The 16,123-nt window shown below is 70.4% G+C and carries 17 protein-coding genes; 10 read left to right on the top strand and 7 right to left on the bottom strand.

All coding sequences use genetic code 11. From position 1 onward, the window contains the following. The first annotated feature begins 237 nt into the window (after window positions 1–237). Window positions 238–687: an RDD family protein gene (locus V1227_RS02110; protein WP_329790702.1), complete on the top strand. Its 450-nt coding sequence runs from the start codon at window positions 238–240 to the stop codon at window positions 685–687. Here the strand turns inward: V1227_RS02110 and V1227_RS02105 are convergent. The 4 genes from V1227_RS02105 to V1227_RS02090 all read right to left on the bottom strand — a co-directional run bounded on the left by V1227_RS02105 (window position 680) and on the right by V1227_RS02090 (window position 3,326). After that, window positions 680–1,318 carry a response regulator transcription factor gene (locus V1227_RS02105; protein WP_329790701.1) on the bottom strand — a complete coding sequence of 213 codons (639 nt, stop codon included), beginning with the start codon at window positions 1,316–1,318 and terminating at the stop codon, window positions 680–682. The genes V1227_RS02110 and V1227_RS02105 overlap by 8 nt on opposite strands. Further along, window positions 1,318–2,481 carry a sensor histidine kinase gene (locus tag V1227_RS02100; protein WP_329790700.1) on the bottom strand — a complete coding sequence of 388 codons (1,164 nt, stop codon included), beginning with the start codon at window positions 2,479–2,481 and terminating at the stop codon, window positions 1,318–1,320. Before V1227_RS02100 ends, V1227_RS02105 begins: the two co-directional genes overlap by 1 nt. Before the next feature lie 14 nt (window positions 2,482–2,495). Further along, window positions 2,496–2,939 (bottom strand): hypothetical protein, encoded by a 444-nt coding sequence (locus tag V1227_RS02095; protein ID WP_329790699.1) that lies wholly within the window; start codon window positions 2,937–2,939, stop codon window positions 2,496–2,498. Window positions 2,940–3,041: 102 nt separating this feature from the next. After that, a complete protein-coding gene (locus tag V1227_RS02090; RefSeq protein ID WP_329790698.1) occupies window positions 3,042–3,326 on the bottom strand; it encodes a carboxymuconolactone decarboxylase family protein in 285 nt (94 codons plus the stop codon). 44 nt (window positions 3,327–3,370) lie between these two features. On the opposite strand from V1227_RS02090, the gene V1227_RS40510 reads away from it, so the two are divergent. Both V1227_RS40510 and V1227_RS02085 read left to right on the top strand, forming a co-directional pair. Beyond that, on the top strand, window positions 3,371–3,775 hold the full coding sequence (locus tag V1227_RS40510) for a catalase (protein ID WP_442916444.1): 405 nt from the start codon (window positions 3,371–3,373) through the stop codon (window positions 3,773–3,775). Next, window positions 3,703–4,557 carry a catalase gene (locus tag V1227_RS02085; protein WP_442916443.1) on the top strand — a complete coding sequence of 285 codons (855 nt, stop codon included), beginning with the start codon at window positions 3,703–3,705 and terminating at the stop codon, window positions 4,555–4,557. Before V1227_RS40510 ends, V1227_RS02085 begins: the two co-directional genes overlap by 73 nt. Window positions 4,558–4,588: 31 nt before the next feature. Here the strand turns inward: V1227_RS02085 and V1227_RS02080 are convergent, their stop codons facing one another. Both V1227_RS02080 and V1227_RS02075 read right to left on the bottom strand, forming a co-directional pair. Then, on the bottom strand, window positions 4,589–5,968 hold the full coding sequence (locus V1227_RS02080; protein WP_329790697.1) for a radical SAM protein: 1,380 nt from the start codon (window positions 5,966–5,968) through the stop codon (window positions 4,589–4,591). Beyond that, a complete protein-coding gene (locus V1227_RS02075; protein ID WP_329790696.1) occupies window positions 5,968–8,478 on the bottom strand; it encodes a glycosyltransferase in 2,511 nt (836 codons plus the stop codon). Before V1227_RS02075 ends, V1227_RS02080 begins: the two co-directional genes overlap by 1 nt. Window positions 8,479–8,642: 164 nt before the next feature. Here V1227_RS02075 and V1227_RS02070 point away from each other — a divergent pair, with 164 nt between their 5' ends. Beyond that, window positions 8,643–9,470, top strand: coding sequence for an alpha/beta fold hydrolase (locus V1227_RS02070; protein WP_329790695.1), 828 nt, complete (start codon window positions 8,643–8,645; stop codon window positions 9,468–9,470). Beyond that, window positions 9,463–10,023 (top strand): TetR/AcrR family transcriptional regulator, encoded by a 561-nt coding sequence (locus tag V1227_RS02065; protein ID WP_329790694.1) that lies wholly within the window; start codon window positions 9,463–9,465, stop codon window positions 10,021–10,023. The genes V1227_RS02070 and V1227_RS02065 overlap by 8 nt, the downstream gene beginning before the upstream one ends. 42 nt (window positions 10,024–10,065) lie before the next feature. Here the strand turns inward: V1227_RS02065 and V1227_RS02060 are convergent, their stop codons facing one another. Further along, the gene (locus V1227_RS02060; RefSeq protein WP_442916512.1) at window positions 10,066–10,728 is read right to left on the bottom strand and encodes a lytic polysaccharide monooxygenase auxiliary activity family 9 protein; all 663 of its coding nucleotides are present in this window, start codon (window positions 10,726–10,728) and stop codon (window positions 10,066–10,068) included. Window positions 10,729–10,852: 124 nt separating this feature from the next. On the opposite strand from V1227_RS02060, the gene V1227_RS02055 reads away from it, so the two are divergent. From V1227_RS02055 to V1227_RS02035, 5 genes are all read left to right on the top strand, one after another. Beyond that, window positions 10,853–11,737 (top strand): alpha/beta hydrolase, encoded by an 885-nt coding sequence (locus V1227_RS02055; protein ID WP_329790692.1) that lies wholly within the window; start codon window positions 10,853–10,855, stop codon window positions 11,735–11,737. A gap of 279 nt (window positions 11,738–12,016) precedes the next feature. Further along, on the top strand, window positions 12,017–13,075 hold the full coding sequence (locus V1227_RS02050) for a FecCD family ABC transporter permease (RefSeq protein WP_329793938.1): 1,059 nt from the start codon (window positions 12,017–12,019) through the stop codon (window positions 13,073–13,075). Beyond that, window positions 13,072–14,121, top strand: coding sequence for a FecCD family ABC transporter permease (locus V1227_RS02045; RefSeq protein ID WP_329790691.1), 1,050 nt, complete (start codon window positions 13,072–13,074; stop codon window positions 14,119–14,121). The genes V1227_RS02050 and V1227_RS02045 overlap by 4 nt, the downstream gene beginning before the upstream one ends. A 29-nt stretch (window positions 14,122–14,150) precedes the next feature. Next, entirely contained in the window at window positions 14,151–14,984 is an 834-nt protein-coding gene (locus V1227_RS02040) for an ABC transporter ATP-binding protein (protein ID WP_329790690.1), read from the top strand. A 93-nt stretch (window positions 14,985–15,077) separates the two neighbouring features. After that, a complete protein-coding gene (locus tag V1227_RS02035) occupies window positions 15,078–16,106 on the top strand; it encodes an iron-siderophore ABC transporter substrate-binding protein (RefSeq protein ID WP_236223202.1) in 1,029 nt (342 codons plus the stop codon). Window positions 16,107–16,123: the final 17 nt, after the last annotated feature.

Below are 16,123 nucleotides of genomic sequence, written 5' to 3'. Positions count from 1 at the left end.
GACAACGCATTTCAGCACGACTTCGTCCCGACTCGCGCGAACACCCCCCGCAAGGCAGCCGAGCCGGTGCGACCCGCCCCACTGGAACCGGCGCCCACCGAACTCGCGGAAAGTCGGCGCCCTCCCGGCAGCCAGGTCCTCGGGCACCCCCGGCGGTCCGGTCACGCCGCGCCGGTCACCGACGGCGAAGTACCGGCCGCGCGACACCACCGCGCGCCCCCTTGGCATGATGGGCGGGTGGCCACCGATGCCCGTTCCGTCGTGCTCCGCCGGTACTGCCAGCACGTCGTCGAGTTCGTCCTGCTGTGCGTCGCCGCCGTCCTGAGCCTCGTCCTCGGCGTCCTGCTGTCGTTGCCCCTGATCAAGCTCGGGCTGCCGGCCGAGCTGTTCCGGGTCCTGCCCATGGCGGCGGTGGTGGCGGTGTCGCTGCTCGGCGTGCTGTGGATGGAGATCTGGTACCCGTTCCGGCACGGCGGGGCGACACCGGCGATGCGGTGGCTCGGTCTGCGGATCACGACGCTGCGCGGCGGTGAGCCGCCGTTGCGGGCGTACTTCGTGCGGTGGCTGCTGATGGCCGTGGACGGGTTGCTGATGGGCCTGGTCGGCGCCGTGCTGATCGCCGTGACGCCCCGGCACCAGCGGCTCGGCGACATGGTGGCCGGCACGGTCGTGGTGCGCGCTACCTGAGCAGTCCGTTGCGCCAAGCCCAGATGGCGATCTCGGTGCGGTTGCGGACGCCGAGCTTGCCCTGGACGTTCGTGAGGTGCGACTTCACCGTCGAGAGCGAGACGGTCAGCCGTTCCGCGATCTCGGCGTTGGTGAAGCCGCGGCCCACGGCCAGCACGACGTCGAGCTCCCGGCCGGTCAGCGGCGCGCCCCGCTGCTCGGCGCCGCTGGTGAAGTGCGAGAGCAGCCGCACGGTGACCGCGGGCGAGACCATCGCCTCTCCCCGGTGCGCGGCGTGCACCGCCTCGACCAGCAACCGCGGCCGGGCGTCCTTGAGCAGGAACCCGCAGGCGCCGGCGAGCAGCGCGGCGTAGACGTTCTCGTCGACGTCGTAGGTCGTCACGACCAGCACCTTCAACGGGTCCTCGACGCCGGGGCCCGCCAGCAGCTCGGTCGCGCGCAGGCCGTCGAGCTTCGGCATGCGGATGTCCATCAGCGTCACGTCCGGGCGCAGCTGCCGCGCCATCCGCACCGCCGACTCGCCGTCCGCGGCCTCGCTGATCACCTTGATGCCCGGCTCGGCGTCGAGGACCAGCCGGAAACCGGTGCGGACGAGGGTCTGGTCGTCGGCGATCAGCACCCGGATGGTCATCAGATCCCCCTCGGCCCGGTGTGGTCGTCGCCCAGCGGCAGCCGCGCGGTGACCCGCCAGCCGCCGTCCCGCGGGCCCGCGGTGAGCTCGCCGCCCAACGCCTCCACCCGTTCGGTCATCCCGATGATGCCGTGCCCGCCTTCCCGTGGTGGCGCGGAAACGCCGTCGTTGTCGACCTCCAGCACGAGGCCGCCGTCGTCGGAACGGGCCTCGACCCTGGTCGCGGTGGCCCGCGCGTGCCGGCGGACGTTCGTCAACGCCTCCAGCAACACCCGGTGCAGCGCGACGGACACCTGTGGCGGCAACGGGGTGGCCTCGACGTCGTGCGCGATGTGGACGGAAGCCCCGTCGCCCACCGCGGCTCGCACCACGTCGCCCAGCACGAGGCTCGGTGACGGCAGCGGCTCGTCGCTGCGCAGCACACCGACCAGCCCGCGCGTCGCGGTCAGCGCCTCGGCCGCCGCGTGCTCGATCTGGTCGTAGACCTCGGCGGGGTCCTGGACCGGTGCCGCCGGGTTCGCGGCCAGCGCCTGCGCCGCGCGGGTCCGGACCACGATGCCGGTCACGTGGTGCGCCACCAGGTCGTGCAGGTCCCGTGCCACCTGGAGGCGGTCCTCGGTGCGGATGCGCTCGAGCTCGCTGCGGTGCCGGGCGTCCGCGTCGCGCAGGATCAGTCCCAGCGCCACCGCGGCTCCCCACGCGAGCGCCGCGGCCACCGGGGCCGCGTGGTCGAGGCCGTAGCGCACGAGCGGGGCGAGCACGACGGTGACGCAGGCGGCGATGGCGAGCACCGCCGCCCGCGCCGGAGGGAGCCGGCGGCATCCGGCGGCGGCCAGCACCAGCACCGCCAGCACCTCCGTCACCGGCGGCTGGGCCGGTACCCGGTCCACGAGTCCGGCCGCGGCCGTGCCCAGCAGGGACAGTGCGACGACCGCACCGGCCAGCAACTCGAGCCGCCGGGGGAACCGGCGCCGCAGCACCGCGAGGACCGCCGCGGCCTCACCGGCGTACGGCACGACCATCGTGAGCAGCGGCCCGAGGACGCCCGTGGGAGCGTCGCCACCGGCGGCCAGCACCCCGTCGACCACCACGGCCACGACCAGCGCGACGACCTCGGCCACGAACACGCTGCGCCGCGGCGCCGGCGCTCCCCCTGCGGTCATGCCGGCATTCTCCGCTATGCCCGCTTGCCGAAGTACGCGTTGGACGCCGGCAGGTAACTCGCCACCACCGCCAACGCGGCCACGAGCGCGCCCCCGTACGCGGGCAGCGTCGCCGCTCCCTGCCCGATGAACAGGCTGCCGATCTGGAACACCGTGAACACCGTCAGCAGGATCCGCGCCCAGTTGCGCCCCGACCGGAGCTTGAACGCGAGCCACAGCTGGACCAGTGCGATCACGACGGCGATGCTCGCCACCAGGACCTGGGTGAAGGTGGCCGCGCTCTGCAGCTGCTCCTCGGTCATCGACGTCCCCGACGACCTCAGCGCCTCGACGATGTCGTCGTGGGTGCCCACCAGGACACCGGCCGAGGTCACGGCGAAGACGCAGGACACGAGGAACCCCACGAACGCGGCGATGACGGTGCTCGGCGGCGTGGTCCTACCCGTTGCAGTAGTCATGATCACGACCGTAGGACGCACCTGGAGCCGTTGCACCACAGCGAGTTGTCCTCTAGTACTTTCGGACGAGAGCCCGGTTGCGAGACCGGGCTCCCCGTGTCCTCAGCGGGTGAGCGCCACGCGGGTGAAGTCGACCGGGACGTCGAGAGCCACGTTGATGTAGTGGGTGAACACGTTCAGCGCGACGTGCGCCACCGTCTCGACGATCTCCTCCTGGCTCAGCCCGGCGTCACGCGCGGCCTGCACGTCGGCGTCGGAGATCTGGCCGCGGTGCTCGATCAGCGCGGTGGCCAGCGCCAGCACGGCGGCCGTGCGCGGGTCGTCGGACCTGCCGCCCTGCGCGTTGCTCATCTCCTCGGCGGTGGCACCGGCCTTCTTGCCGAGCATGGTGTGCGCGGAAAGGCAGTAGTCGCAACGAGTGCGAGACGTTCGTGCGCTTCTCGACGGTGGCGGGCGAGCGCGGTGCCGCGGACGCCGAACGCGACCTCCGCGGCTTCTCGACCCGCTTCTACACCACCGAGGGCAACTGGGACCTGGTCGGCAACAACACGCCGGTCTTCTTCCGCGACCCGTTGAAGTTCCCCGACCTCGCGCACGCCGTGAAACGCGATCCCCGCACCAACCTCCGCGACCCGGAGAACACCTGGGGCTTCTGGACGAACCTGCCCGAGGCGCTGCACCAGGTCACGATCGTGATGAGCGACCGGGGGAATCCCGCGCTCGTACCGGCACATGCACGGTTTTCGGCTCGCACACCTTCAGCATGGTCAACGCCGCCGGTGTGCGGCACTGGGTCAAGTTCCACCTGCGCACCGAGCAGGGTGTCGAGAACCTGACCGACGACCAGGCGGGCGGGCTGATCAGCGGTGACCGCGAGTCGCACCAGCGCGACCTCTACGAGGCGACCGAGCGGGGCGAGTTCCCGTCCTGGAAGCTCTTCGTCCAGGTCATGCCCGAGGCCGACGCCGCCGGCTACCGGTTCCACCCCTTCGACCTCACCAAGGTGTGGAGCAAGGCGGACTACCCGCAGGTCGAGGCGGGCGTGCTCACGCTCGACCGCAACCCGGAGAACTACTTCGCCGACGTCGAGCAGGCCGCCTTCACGCCGGCCGACGTCGTGCCCGGCATCTCGTTCAGCCCGGACAAGATGCTGCAGGGACGCCTCTTCTCCTACGGCGACGCCGCCCGCTACCGCCTGGGCGTCAACCACCACCGGATCCCGGTCAACCACCCCCACGGCGCGCGGCTGGTCAACAGCTACCACCGCGACGGCGCCATGCGGGTCGACGGCAACCAGGGCGGGGTGCCCGGTGTGCAGCCGAACAACTTCGGCCGCTGGACCGAGCAACCCGCCTACGCCGAGCCCGCGCAGGCCGTCGGCGCCACCGCCGACCGGTTCGACTTCCGCGAGGACGACAGCAACTACTACGAGCAGCCGGGAAACCTCTTCCGGCTGATGACCGGCGACCAGCAGCAAACGTTGTTCGACAACACCGCACGAGCGATCAAGGGTGCTCGCAGGGAGACCGTCGAGCGGCACGTCGGCAACTGCGCCAAGGCTGATCCGGCCTGCGGCGAGGGCGTGTGCAAGGCCTGCGAGGCGATCGGCGCGCTCTGACGAACGGCTGTGACGGCCGGCGCGCCGGCCGTCACAGCTCCGTGTTGATGATCGCCTCGACCAGCACCTCGCCGTCCTCGGTCAGCGCCACTCCCCCGGCGTCGACCACGAGAAGTCCGCGTTCGGCCAGGGACTCGAACTTCTCCCGCCACGGCGAGTCGTGCAACGAACGGCCGTAGGTGGCGCGGTGCAGGTCCTCCCGCACCGGCTGCAGCGTCGACAGGGCCATCTTCACCGCCCTGGCCTCCCGGGCGTCGGCATCGAACCCGGTCGCCGACCCCAGCGGCACGCGGCCCTCCTCGACGGCCGCCGCGTAGTTCTTCCAGTTCACGTCGGTGATCGCCTCGGAGACCCGGCAGCTCGAACTGCCGCCGAGGCCGATCGCGACCTCTGCCTCCTGCTTGTCCTGGTCCACCATGATGGACTTCCACTTCTCCGGGCCGAGGCCGTCGCGCGCGAAGTACATCGTGGGGTGCTCGGTGTAGCCGGCGGCGCGCAGGCCGTCGGTCAGCACCTCGCGCATCAGGTACTGGTCCCGCAGCTCCGGCCAGAAGTGCCCGTCGCGCACGAGCTTGTCGCGGTACTGCGGCAGCTGCCACGGCGCCGGCTGCTCCCCCGCCACACCGGTCCTGGTCTCGGCGTAGGACTTGAGGTGCAGCTTGGTGCACACCACGGCGGTGACCTCGTTCTCCAGCACCACGTCGAGGTCGCGCCGGACGCTGTCGACGGTCTGGTCCAGCAGCCCGTACATCAGGTCGATGCTGATCCAGTCGAACCCGGCGGCCTGGGCGTTGCGCACGAAGTCGACGCACATCCGCGAGGAGTGCTCGCGGCCGCACTCGCGCAGCACGTGGTCGTCGAACGACTGCACGCCGCTGGACAGCTTGGTGCAGCCCAGTTCCCGCAGCACCTCGAGCTTCGCCGGGGTGAACGTGCTGGGGTCGCCCTCGAAGCGGATCGTCGTGTCCGCGGTGAACCCGAAGTTCTCCCGGTAGAAGCCGAGCAGTCGCCGGATGTCCTTCTCCGGCAGCAACGACGGCGTGCCGCCGAAGACGTTGAACTCCCCCACCGGGGCGGTCGCCAGCTCCGGGACCCGCCGCAGCCACAGCTCGGCCTCCCGGATGTTCCAGTCCACCCACTGCGACAGCTTCTCCTCGTTGCGGCCACCCTTGACGAGCACGACCGGGTACTGGCAGAAGCGGCACTTGTAGGCGCACGTCGGGATGTACGACCACAGGTGGATCGGGTTGGTGCGGGTGAGCTGGTCGCTCAGGTCGTCCAGGAAGTCCTCGACGCCGTAGCCGGGAACGTTGCCGGGGAAGACGTGCGCGCCGAACGGGTCCTCGGTGACGTAGTCCAGCAGGTGCCTGTTGGCGGGGTCCTGCAGCGCGGCCCAGACCTTGGGTTCCATCAGAACACCCCGCCGTTGCCGAAGTAGTTGTGCGCCTCCCCGGACTCACGGTCCTCGCAGTAGTACTTCACGAACTCCGCGAACCGCTCCGGCGGCACGTCGTCGAAGCACTCCGGCAGCGGCGGCGGGTACCCGACGTCCTCACCGACGGCGGCGCGCAGGCACGCGAAGATCTCGTCCCGGAACTCCAGGTAGAGCCGGTACGACGGCGTCTTGTAGGAGTGGATCGGGAGGAAGTCCACGACGCTCATCTCGGCTTTGACCTCCGCGACGCGCCGGCCCAGCCGGTCCGCCAGGTCCTCGCCGAGGAACGCCACCACGGCGTCGGAGTCCAGGAAGGACGGCGTGAGCAGGATCGGCAGGACGACGTTCTTCGGCGTGAAGTCCTTGATGGAGAACTCCCACGCCTGCAGCGCTTCCGCCTCGGTGAGGTCGACGGCCCGTTCCGGTGCCTCGGGCCTGATGTCGCGCATGACGATGATGCCGTCGGTGCCGTAGGCGCGCCCGGTGATCACCTCGTCGATGGCGTGGTTGACGCGCCGGGGGTTGATCTCGACCCGCGACCGCGGCGCGTAGGTGATGTCGTGGCCGGCGCCGCGGACCTTGATGCCGAAGTCCCAGTCGTCGGAGAGGTGGTTGACGAACCGCCCGTTCCGCAGCTGGTAGAAGATCTCGATGCCGCCGACGCTCTCGTAGGCCTCGCGTTCCACCGCGAAGCCCTTGCCGTCCGGGAAGCCGCCGAACAGCGAGAACGTCACCGCGCGGCAGCGCAACGTGCGCTGGATCGCGTCCCAGAGCCGCGGCCTTCCCACGAAGTGGTCGGCGTTGTAGTAGTAGTCGCACACGCCGATCGCGGCCTTGTCCTCCTCCATCGCCGCGAAGAGCTCGACGAGCCACCGGCGGTCCACCCGGCAGTCCGCGTCGGCGGAGACGAGGTAGAAGCGCTCGCCGGGATCCTTGCGATCACGGCTGCGCCGCACGGCGAACTCCATGCCCGTCCTGCGCGCCGGTGCGACGCCCTGCTCGCGTTCGCTGATCACGTGCAGCGCGACCGCGGAGCTCTCGGCGAACCGGCGTGCGATCGCGACCGTGTCATCGGTGGAGTTGTTGTCCACCAGCACGATCTCGTACGCCTCGGGGCCGATGTCCTCCTGGTCGAGCAGGGACGTCAGCACGTCGTGGATGTTCGCGGCCTCGTTGTAGACCGGCAGCACGACGCTGAGCCGCACGTTCTCGCCCATCGCGGGCGGGAACAGGTCCTCCACCAGCGCGGTCGCGGCCTCGCGGTTGTGCGTGCCCAGCTTCCGGTTGTGCTCCACCACTTCCGCCCGCCTCTCCGCGTTCGTCATGAGCTCCGAGACCTGGCGCGCGAACTCCGGCGTCGGCAGGTCGTGCTCGGAGATGTCCAGCAGCGGCGCCTCGAAGCCCGCGTACACCGTGTCGTACAGGGCGTAGCGGCTCGCGATGTACGGCACACCGGCCGCGATCGCCTCGCCGATCGGGTTTCCGTAACTCTCGTAGTCGTAGGACGTCAGGAACGAGACGACGTCGGCGTGCGCCAGGAGGTCGCGCACCGAGAACCCGTCACCCGTCGACTCGCACGGTTCGAGCACCCCTCCGAACACGACCCGGACCCCCAGCTCTTCCGCGAGCAGGCGGAGCCTCCTGGTCTCGTCCGGGTTCTCCTCGGTGTCCCCGGCGACGAACAGGCACGTTCCCGCGAGCTGGGCGGCCAGGTGCAGGTCCCGGTCGACGCGCTTCTGCGGGATGATCCTCGTGAACCGGGCGATGATCTTCTCGTGCGGCCCGATGCCGTGGTGGGAGCGGAAGTCCGGCCGTCCCGGGCGGCTGGGCGGGAGGAAGGTGTTCGGCAGCACGTCGAGGTTGCGCAGGTGCGGCATCCACTCGAGCGTGCGCCGCTTCGCCTCCTCGTGCAGCGCGAAGTAGTGGATGTGCGGCGAGTCGACCATCGGAGGCGTTGCCGGGTAGGGAAAACTGCCGTACTTGTCCGGTTCGCTCTGCCACATCAGGTCGTGGTCGCGCCACAGGACGTACCTGCCGAGGTCGTGTCTGGCTCCGTAAATGGCGATCGCCCGGTAGAGCGCCTTCGTGTACGCGACGTTCTCCGGCAGCGTGCCGTTCTCCACCATCACGAGCGTGACGCCGCGGTCCTCCCAGGTCCGCACGATCGCGTCGGCGAGCAGGGCCGTGACGCCGCCGGTGTCCGGGATCCGGTCCCGGCGCACGGCTTCCAGCGTCCGCGCGACGAACTCCTCGTCGTAGCCGGGGATCCCCGCGACACCGTCCACCCGGTCCAGCGCGATCCAGTCCGGTACCCGTTCTTCCTTGTAGGACTGGAAGAACCGCCCCTTGTCGGCCTTGATGTCGTAACCGAGGTCGAGGTGGACCCGGTACCCCCGGTCCACGAAGGTTCTGGCGATCTTGATGAACTCCACCACCACGCCGGACATCGCCGTGGCGTCGAACGAGACACCCCACAGGACGGTCACAGGCCGCTCCACTCCGAGTGGTCCACTCCTCACCGAACGTAGCACTGAAAGCGCTCTCTCGATGTTTGCGTCTCAATCGGTGCGAGTGACCGGAAGGTCGGTTGACGCGCTTGGCTAATACCATTAGCCTTTAGCTAACACTATTAGCCAACGTGGAGGTCGTCATGCCGGAACTGCTGACCGTCGAGGGCGGCACGCTCGCCTACGAACTGACCGGGGACGCCGGACCGCTCGTCGTGCTCGCCCACGGCATCGGGGACAGCCGGGAGGCGTACCGGTTCATGGCGCCGCTGCTGGCCGGGGCCGGGTACCGGGTGGCCGCGGTCGACCTGCGCGGGTGCGGTGAGTCGAGCGTCGACTGGAGTTCCTTCTCCCGCACGGACATCGCGGGCGACCTGCTCGCCCTGGTGAAGCACCTCGGCGGCCCGGCGGTGCTCGTCGGCCACTCGATCTCGGGCGGCGCCGTGACCATCGCGGCGGCCGACGCCCCCGAGCTCGTCACCGCCGTCGTCGAACTGGCGCCGTTCACCCGCGCCCAGAGCATCGGCGACCTGCGGGTCACCCGGTACCGCCGCGGCACGCTGCGGCTGCTCGGCACCGCCCTGTTCGGCAGCACCCGGCTCTGGAAGGAGTACCTGGACCTCGCCTACCCCGGACCGAAGCCGGCCGACTGGGACGAGCGCCTCGCGCGGATCGAGGCGAGCCTGCGCGAACCGGGGCGGATGAAGGCGCTGCGGAAGATGGGTCTGACGAGTCCCGCGGACGCCGGTGCGCGCCTGGGCGACGTGCGGTGCCCGGTGCTGGTCGTCGAGGGCGCGCTCGACCCCGACTGGGTTTCGCCCCAGGCCGAGGGCGAAGCCGTCGTCGCGGCGCTGCCCGCCGGCCTCGGGCGCCTCGAGGTGATCCCCGGGGCGGGCCACTACCCGCACGTCCAGTTCCCGGAGCAGGTGGTCGCGCTGACCCTCGCGTTCCTGGGCGAGGTCAGTGCCTAGGCCGGGTCTGAACCGCGCAGCGGTGATCTCCGCCGGTGCCGCGCTCGCCGACGAGATCGGCTTCCCGAACGTGACCATGGGCCTGCTGGCCGAGCGGGTCGGGGTGCGAACTCCGTCGCTCTACAAGCACGTCGAGTCCTTGGACGCCCTGCGGCACGACATCTCCGTCCAGGCGATGCGCGAGTTGCGGGACGCGGTCGCCGGAGCGGTGTCCGGGCGGTCCGGACCGGACGCGGTCCGCGCGATCGCCGGTGCCCACCGCCGCTGGGCGCTCGACCACCCGGGACGGCACGCCGCCACCGTGCGCGCACCGGCCACCGACGACGAGGAAGGCCGGCGTGTGGTCGGTGAAGCCATGCAGGTCTTCTTGAACGCCCTCAACGGTTTCGGGCTGAACGGCACGCAGGCGGTCGACGCCGCACGGGTGCTGCGCTCGGCGTTGCACGGGTTCGTCTCACTGGAATGCGCGGGCGGTTTCGGGTTGCCCCGCGAGGTCGCCCGCAGCTACCGCTTCCTGGTGGAGACCCTCGTCGAGGGTCTGCGAGCGGCATGATCGTGGTGCGCGCCCCGGGGCACGCACCACGATCGCGGACGCCTAGCCGAAGTTCACGTCACTGCACCACATGTAGGTCTGGTCGAGGTGCGAGGCCTGCCAGATGGTGAAGACGATGTGGTGACCGCGGTAGGAACCGTTGGTCTGGACGTTGAACCGGATGTCCTTGGCAGGCGCGAACCTGCCGGTTTGCGTGACGAGGTCCAGGTTGCCCCAGCCGAGGCGCTGCGTGGTCGGGTCGAAGCCGTTCTTGCTGACGTAGACCCGGAAGTAGTCCGCGCCGTGGCTGGCCTGGTCGTACAGGTGCATCGTGAAGCTGCTGCCGAGGTTGGTGGTCTTCCACCGGCCCGGCGTGTTCAGCGCGTTGTTGCGGGCCAGGGCGTTGCTGCAGAGCTGTCCGTCCGGAGTGGACCCCTGGAAGTTCCCGCGCAGCCCGTCTCGCAGCGCGCTCATCCAGTTCCACATGGTGTCGGCGTTGGCCTGGAAGGCCTGCCAGCACATGGGGTCCTGCTGCTGCATAGCCGGGTTGGTGTGCTGGCTGCCCCAGGTCTGCCAGCACTGGTAGGCGCGGGTGGCAGGACTGGCGATCGTGCCGTGCGCCGAAGCCGGCGGTGCCCAGACGAACGTGCACAGCAGCACGCCGATGATCAGCGTGACGAGGCCACGCCTTCTGGTGAGTGATCCAAAGGTGCCGCGCGTGCGCATGAACGAGCCCTCCATTCTGGGATGATCGAACGGCGGCGGCGGATTGGGAACGCTCCCAGACCATTAACCGTACCGATAACTCTCAGAGATCACAAGGACACGACGAGTGACAGCAGGTCAACGCATGGATTTGGCCAGGTTCGTCGACCCGAAGCTCGCCGGGTTCGCCGAAGAGTCGCGGGCGGTGAACGCGGCGCGGGGAACCAGACGCGGACCGAGGACCCTCGACGAGTTGCGGGCGATCAGGCCCCGGACGCCTCCGGGAGCGACGGTGGTCGAGGCCGGCGGGCGGCGAGTGCCGATCAGGGTCTTCTCCCCCACGGGAGCCGCACCCCGCGGCGTGCACCTGAACATCCACGGCGGCGGCTTCTACCTGGGCCCGACGGCACAGGACGGCGAACGGAACCAACGGCTCGCGGACTCCCTCGGGGTCGTCGTGGTGGGTGTCGACCACCGGCTCGCCCCGGAGAACCCGTGGCCCGCCGCACCCGACGACTGCGAGACCGCGGCGTTGTGGCTGCTCGAGGAGAACCGCTTCGGCACGGACCGGTTCGTCATCGGTGGCTTCTCGGCGGGCGCCACCCTCGCCGTGACGACGTTGCTGCGGCTGAGGGACCGCGGCCTGGGCGGCCGCTTCTCCGGGGCCGCACTGCAGTTCGGCACGTACGACCTGAGCGGCCTGACCCCGGCGGGCCGGCGGATCGCCGACGAGTTCTTCCTCGATGCCTACGCGGGACACGTGCCCGACCGCACGCTGCCGGACATCTCCCCGGTCTACGGAGACCTGCGCGGCCTTCCCCCGCTGCTGGTGGTCGTGGGCGAGCTCGACGTGCTGCTGGAGGACAACCTGGCCATGGCCGCCCGCGTGTGGGCGGCGGGCGGCGAGGCCGACCTGCGGGTCTACCCGGAGTCGTTGCACGGCTTCACCAACCGCGAGACGGGCATGGCGCGCGCGGCACGCCACGACATCCGGCAGTGGCTCACGCGCCGGCTCAGGGCCCGGGAGTGATCGACGGGCGCCGAGCCACCCCCTGAGTGGGCACGTCGGCCGCGTCGTGGCCCGGACCGTCGACTCCACCTCGTGGGGCGGTCCGGCTACACCCGCACGTTCACGCGGCAGGCCGACGGGGGGTGGCGCACCCGCCGAGACGCTGCCCGGTGCCCGATCACCGTCTCGGCGGCCACCTGTCGCCCGGCACGGCACACCGGCGCCCCTCCAGCCGAGCCGGTTAGGTAAGGGTGCCCTGGGTCGGCCGACCGGCGGAAGCTAACGTAGCCCGTCGTGAGCATGGTCGTGGAGCGACGCGGACCGCAGTCCGCACCACCGGGGCGCAGCCCGCAGCGCAGGCGGCTCCTCGGGCTGGCACTCCTGGTCGCGGGCCTCGCCGTCGTGGCGGTGCTGTCGCTCGTGATCGGCGCCCGGTCGCTCACGCCGGCCGAGGTGTGGCGGGGACTGTTCGGCGACCCCGGCACCGACCAGCAGCTCACCGAGATCACGTTGATCGTGCACACGCTGCGCATCCCGCGGACGGTGCTCGCGATCGTGGCCGGGCTCGCGCTCGGCATGGCCGGCGCGCTGATCCAGGGCCACACCCGCAACCCGATCGCGGACACCGGGCTGCTCGGCGTCAACTCCGGGGCGTCGTTCGCGGTGGTGCTCTCGATCGCCCTGTTCGGCCTGCAGAGCCCCCTCCAGTACGTGTGGTTCGCCTTGCTCGGCGCGGCGGCGGCCGGGGTGGTCGTGTTCGGGTTGTCGAGCCTCGGCCGTGGTGCGGGCAACCCGCTGACGCTCGTGCTCGCGGGTCAGGGCGTCACGATCTTCCTCGCCGCCATGACCACCGCGGTCGCGCTGGGCAACACGCAGTCGCTCGACGTGCTGCGGTTCTGGAACGCGGGGTCGGTGCAGGGCGTCGGGTACGACGTGATCGGGACCGCCTCGGCGTTCATCGCCGTCGGGATCGTGCTGGCGCTGGCCAACCTCCCCGTGCTCAACCTGCTCAACCTCGGTGACGACGTCGCGCGCGGTCTCGGCGTGAACATCCTCGCGGGGCGGACCGTCGGCGTCGTCGCCGTCACGCTGCTCGCCGGAGCGGCAACGGCGGCGTGCGGACCGATCGCCTTCCTCGGGCTGATGGTCGCGCACGTCGCCCGGTGGATCACCGGGCCGGACTACCGCTGGATGGTGCCGTACGCCGGCCTGCTCGGCTCGGTCGTGCTGCTGCTGGGAGACGTCGTCGGACGGCTCGTCGTGCGTCCCGCCGAACTCCAGGCGGGCATCGTCATCGCCCTGATCGGCGCCCCGTTCTTCGCGGCGCTGGTCTGGCTCGGGAAGTTCAGGCAGGCATGAGCGCTCAGATGCACCCCGGTGTCCGCGTCGGCGGCTGGTCCCGGGTCTGGCGGCCGTGGGCCGTGCTCGTCACGGTCGTCCTCGCCGCGGCGACCTTCCTGGTGTTCTGCGTGTCGATCGCGGTCGGCGACTTCACGATCGAGCTGCCCGCGGTGTTCAGGACGCTGATCGGGCAGGGCGAGCGGGTCGACGAGTTCGTGATCATGGACCTGCGGATGCCGCGTGCGCTCGTCGGCCTGGTCGTGGGCCTCGCGCTCGGGATCTCCGGCGCGCTCACGCAGTCGATCGCGCGCAACGCACTGGCGAGTCCCGACGTCCTCGGCATCACCTTCGGCGCCAGCGCCACGGCGGTCTTCGTCGTGACGGCGAGCGGCGGCGCGGCGGTGTCCAGCGCGATCGGCCTGCCCGCGGCGGCGCTCGCCGGCGGGCTGCTGACCGGGTTGCTCGTCTACTTCCTCGCGTGGAAGAAGGGCATCGACGGGTTCCGGCTGATCCTCATCGGCGTCTCGGTCAGCGCGGCGATGCAGGCGGTCACGACGTGGCTGCTGGCGCTCGCGGACATCCGCGACGTCGCCCGCGCGCAGGCGTGGCTCGTCGGCTCGCTCGACTCGCGGTCGTGGAACGAGGTCTGGACGACGCTGTGGGTCACCGCGGCGCTGGTCTTGGTGGTCGTGGTGGTGTCGTTCCAGTTGCAGCCCATGCACTTCGGTGACGACGTCGCCGCCGGCCTCGGGGTCCGCTACGGCGCCGTGCGCGCGGTCCTCCTGCTGTGCGCGGTGCTGCTGGCCGGCGTCGCGGTGTCGGCGGCGGGCCCGGTGCCGTTCGTGGCACTGGTGGCGCCGCAGATCGCCATGCGGCTGGTGCGCTCCCCCGTGCCGCCGCTCCTCGCGTCCGGGGTGTTCGGCGCGCTGCTGCTGATCGGCTCGGACCTGATCGCCAGGGTCGTGCTGCCCAACGACCTGCCCGTCGGCATCGTCACCGCGATCATCGGCGGCCCGTTCCTCGTCTACCTCCTGGTGCGCGCGAACGTGAAGCGCGCCGCCTGAGGCAAGCCTGCATTAAGTAAGGTTGCCCTATGACCGCGCTGCGCAACGATGCCGCCCGCTTGGGCGCCGAGGGCGTCACGGTCGGGTACGCCGACCGGGTCGTGCTCGACAACCTCGACGTCACCATCCCGACAGGGGTGATCACGACGGTCATCGGGCCCAACGGCTGCGGCAAGTCGACGCTGCTGCGGACGCTGTCGAGGCTGCTCAAACCGCGCCGGGGCACGGTGCTGCTCGACGGCCACGACATCGCGCGGCTCAAGACCAAGGACGTCGCGAAGCGGATGGGCCTGCTCCCGCAGACGCCGATCGCGCCGGAGGGGCTCACGGTCGCCGACCTGGTCGCGCGCGGGCGCCACCCGCACCAGAGCTGGGTGCGGCAGTGGTCGAGCGACGACGCGGACGTGGTCGCCGAGGCGCTGCGGATGACCGGGGTGGCCGACCTGGCGCACCGGCCCGTCGACACGCTCTCGGGCGGGCAGCGGCAGCGGGTGTGGATCTCCATGACGCTCGCCCAGGGCACCGATCTGCTGCTGCTGGACGAACCCACGACCTACCTCGACCTCGCGCACGCGATCGACGTGATCGACCTGGTCGACGATCTGCACGAGGGCGGCTGCACGGTCGTGATGGTGCTGCACGACCTGAACCTGGCCGTTCGCTACAGCGACAACCTGATCGTGATGAAGTCGGGGTCGATCGTCGCACAGGGGCATCCGAGCGAAGTGATCACGAGCGAACTGCTGCTGGACACGTTCGGGCTGCAGGCGAGGGTGATCGACGACCCCGTCAGCGAGCGGCCGTTGATCGTGCCGATCGGCCGGACCCACGTGGTACCGAAGAGTGACCAAGACCTTGGTTAGGCTGCCCTAACTGGGTGATAAGGTTCGCCTGTCCTAATTTCCCCCGCCGCTGGGCAGCGAAGAACGAGGTGCCGAATGGGCCAGAGAACGACCATGACCTGGAAGCGACTGACCGCAGTGGCCGCGGCCGCGGTGGTCGGTGCCAGCGTCCTCGCCGGGTGCGGTTCTTCCACGCCTGAGACGACGAACGGCACGGGCAACGCCTCCGGTGGCACGTTCCCGACCAAGGTCGAGCACTTCTTCGGCACGACGGAGATCAAGGAAGCGCCCAAGCGCGTCGTCTCCCTCGGCTACACCGACGACCAGACGCTGCTCGCGCTCGGCGTGGTCCCGGTCGGCATGGTCGACCAGTACCCGAACCCCGAGGGCAAGAAGCCCGACATCAACACCCAGTGGCCCTGGGTGAAGGACAAGTGGGGTTCGACCACGCCCGAGGTCATCATGAAGAACGGTGACACCGAGCCGAACTACGAGAAGATCGCGCAGCTGCGCCCCGACCTGATCGTCGCGGTCTACTCCGAGGCCGACCAGGCCTGGTACGACAAGCTCAGCAAGATCGCGCCGACCGTCGGCCGCACCAAGGCGGAGAAGGAGCCCTTCTCCGCCAAGTGGCAGGACAACGCGCTGCAGGTCGCCAAGGCGGTCGGCAAGGGCGACGAGGGTGCCAAGGCCATCAAGGCGATCGACGACAAGATCGCCGAGGCCAAGAAGGCGAACCCCGCCTGGGCGAACGAGACCGCGGTCGTGACCTCCTGGTACAAGGACGCCGTCGCGCCGTTCGCGACGACCGACGTGCGCGGCCAGGTCGTCACCGGCATCGGCTTCAAGGGCAACACGAAGATCGACGAGCTCGCCGCCGGCAAGTTCTACGTCCAGCTGTCGCCCGAGCGCATCGACGTGATGAACGTCGACCGCATCTTCGTGATCGCCGACGAGGCGGACCAGAAGTCGCTCAAGGGCTTCGAGCTGTTCAACAACCTGCCCGCGGTCAAGGCCGGCAAGGTCCACTGGATCCTCGACAGCGAGGGCCCCGCCGTCGGTGCCGCGATCTCGCAGGCGACCCTCGCCTCCATGCCGTACGCGGTGGACGAGCTGGTCAAGGCCGCCAAGTCCGCCGGCTGACCCACCCTGCACCACGA

The sequence above is a fragment of the Lentzea sp. DG1S-22 genome, from assembly GCF_036321065.1.
Lineage (GTDB): Bacteria > Actinomycetota > Actinomycetes > Mycobacteriales > Pseudonocardiaceae > Lentzea > Lentzea jiangxiensis.
The sequence above is the reverse complement of the archived record's forward strand: the minus strand, read 5'-3'. Positions and strand labels throughout refer to the sequence as shown.